Raw genomic sequence first — 2235 nt, 5'->3', positions numbered from 1 at the left:
ATATTTGGTGACCGTCACAGGGCTCCGGCGTCCCGGGCCGTCCAGACGCTCGGATAGATCGGCCGGAAGCCGAGCTCCCGGCGGATGCGCTGGTTGGACATGATCCCGAACCACGGGTCGGGGTCCGTGAGCTCGTGGAGCCCGGCGGGCACCTCGACGCCGTTGAGCTGGTACAGCTCGACCGTCGTGACAGGGGCGTCATCGGCGATGTTGTAGATCCGGCCGGCGATGCTCGGCGCGTACAGCAGACGCATCACGCGAGCAGTTCACGCTCGGCCTCGGCCTTGGACTCGGGGTAGGCGCCCCACATCTCGCCGCCCGGTCGGCTCTCGTCCTCCTCGGTCAGCGGGCGGCCCCGTCCGACGCCGTACACATTGCTCGTGCTGACCTGCACGAACCGCTCCACGCCGGAGGCCTGCGCGGCGCGGCCCAGGGCCACCGCGGCGTCCCGGTTGACGGCCCACGCCTCCTCGTCCGGCACCCCGCGGAAGGAGGCGGCGACGTTCACGACGGCGTCCACGCCGACGAGCGCCTTGCCGAGTGTCTCCTCGTCGCGCATGTCTCCTACGGCGACCTGGGCGCCCAGCTCCGCGAAGCGCTCGCCGCGGGTTGCATCCCGTACCAGGACCCGCACCTGCTCGCCCGGCTGCCGCTGGGCCAGCAGCCTCGGCACGAAGCGGCGTCCGACCTGTCCCGTCGTACCGGTCACCAAAGTCAGCATGATGTGCTCCTCACGCACTGTGTCGCCTGTCGCTGATGACCAGCCTTGGCGGATGCGGGAACGATCGGGAGAGACCTCTTCATCAGGGGATCGGGAGTCCCTGGATAAGCCGGCCGGCCTCCCGCACCCTGGAGAGGTGAACCGAAGCGAACTCGCCGACTTCCTGCGCCGCGCTCGCGCCCGCCTGGACCCCTCCGACGTGGGCCTCACGGCCGGCGCCCGCCGCCGTACGCCGGGGCTGCGCCGCGAGGAGGTGGCCCAGCTGGCCGGCATGTCCGTGGACTACTACACGCGGATGGAACAGTCCCGGGGCCCGAGCCCGTCCCGCCAGATGCTCACCGCGCTGGCTCGCGCCCTGCGCCTGACGGAGGACGAACGCGACCACCTCTTCCACCTCACCGGTGAACAGCCGCCGCGCCGGGAGGCGACCAGCACGTACGTGCGCCCGGGCCTGCTCCTGGTGCTGGACCGGCTGCACGACACCCCGGCGATGGTGGTGACCGACTGCGGCGAGGTCCTGGCCCAGAACGCACTGTCACGGGCGCTGAGCGGAGACGTCCTCGCCCGCCCGCCCCAAGGACGCAACATGATCCGCCGCTTCTTCCTGGACCCGGCGGCCCAGGAGCTGTTCCCGCTCGAGGACCGCCCCGAGCGCGCCCGCGAGCAGGTCGCCGGCCTGCGAGCGGTGGCCTCGGCCCGCCCTACGGACCCCGAACCCTCCTCCCTCGTCGCCGAACTACGCGCCGCGAGCGAGGAGTTCGCCCGCCTCTGGGACGAACACGAGGTCGCCGTACGCCGCGCCACCACGAAACGCTTCCGGCACCCTGCGATCGGCATCCTCGAACTCGACTGCGAGGTCCTCGTCAACTCCGACCACAACCAGCAGCTCGTCATCCACACGGCCCGCCCGGGCACAGAGTCGTACCTGCGCTTGCAGTTGCTGCGGGTGGTGGGCTTGCAGGACCTGACGCCGACGAGCTCCTGAACGCCTGCGCGCCCTTCAAGTTCGCTCCCTGCCCACCGCACATCGCCCACGATCCCGAACTCCGCGCCATCTGGCGCCGACAGCGGCACAACCTCTGCCACTGGCACAGGCACAGGCACAGGCACAGGCACAGGCACAGGCAGACGACCACCCCTACTCAAGCCCCTGCCTGACCGCCACGCCGAGCAGCTGGCTGTCCTGTCGGCCGGTCACGATCGGGTTGACAGCACTCCGCAGCCTCAGAGATCGAGCTACGTTGAGTGTGCGCTTGCGTTTGTCGCTTATGCACGCCTTGCCTGCGTCTGTCGGGTGTTCGATGATTCGTCGTCTGGTACCGATTGAACTGCTGCGCTTGGGCGGACGGAACGTGCGAGCGCTGCGTCGGTCTCAGGTGATTACAGCCATCGCAGAAGGCTCTTGAGGACGCGAAAGGCTTTGGCTCTGCCTGCCCGAACGCCCGGCGCCTCGCCGGGTCCTTCGGCAGGGGCACCGGGACACCACGCGTACGGACCTGATACCCAACTCGAAA

Annotated in this window: 1 protein-coding gene and 1 pseudogene; one reads left to right on the top strand and one right to left on the bottom strand. The window is 69.7% G+C overall.

Going from position 1 to position 2235, the window contains the following annotated elements; genetic code table 11:
- Window positions 1-14: 14 nt before the first annotated feature.
- Window positions 15-721 (bottom strand): annotated as a pseudogene (locus VXC91_RS44750) (NAD-dependent epimerase/dehydratase family protein).
- Between the two features lie 136 nt (window positions 722-857).
- On the opposite strand from VXC91_RS44750, the gene VXC91_RS44745 reads away from it, so the two are divergent.
- Window positions 858-1706, top strand: a complete 849-nt coding sequence (locus tag VXC91_RS44745) for a helix-turn-helix transcriptional regulator (protein ID WP_329513072.1) — start codon at window positions 858-860, stop codon at window positions 1704-1706.
- Window positions 1707-2235 lie beyond the last annotated feature (529 nt).

This window comes from Streptomyces chiangmaiensis, from assembly GCF_036281785.1.
In the GTDB taxonomy this organism is placed as follows: domain Bacteria; phylum Actinomycetota; class Actinomycetes; order Streptomycetales; family Streptomycetaceae; genus Streptomyces; species Streptomyces chiangmaiensis.
Note: the sequence above shows the minus strand (reverse complement) of the source record. Positions and strands in the feature narration are given on the sequence as shown.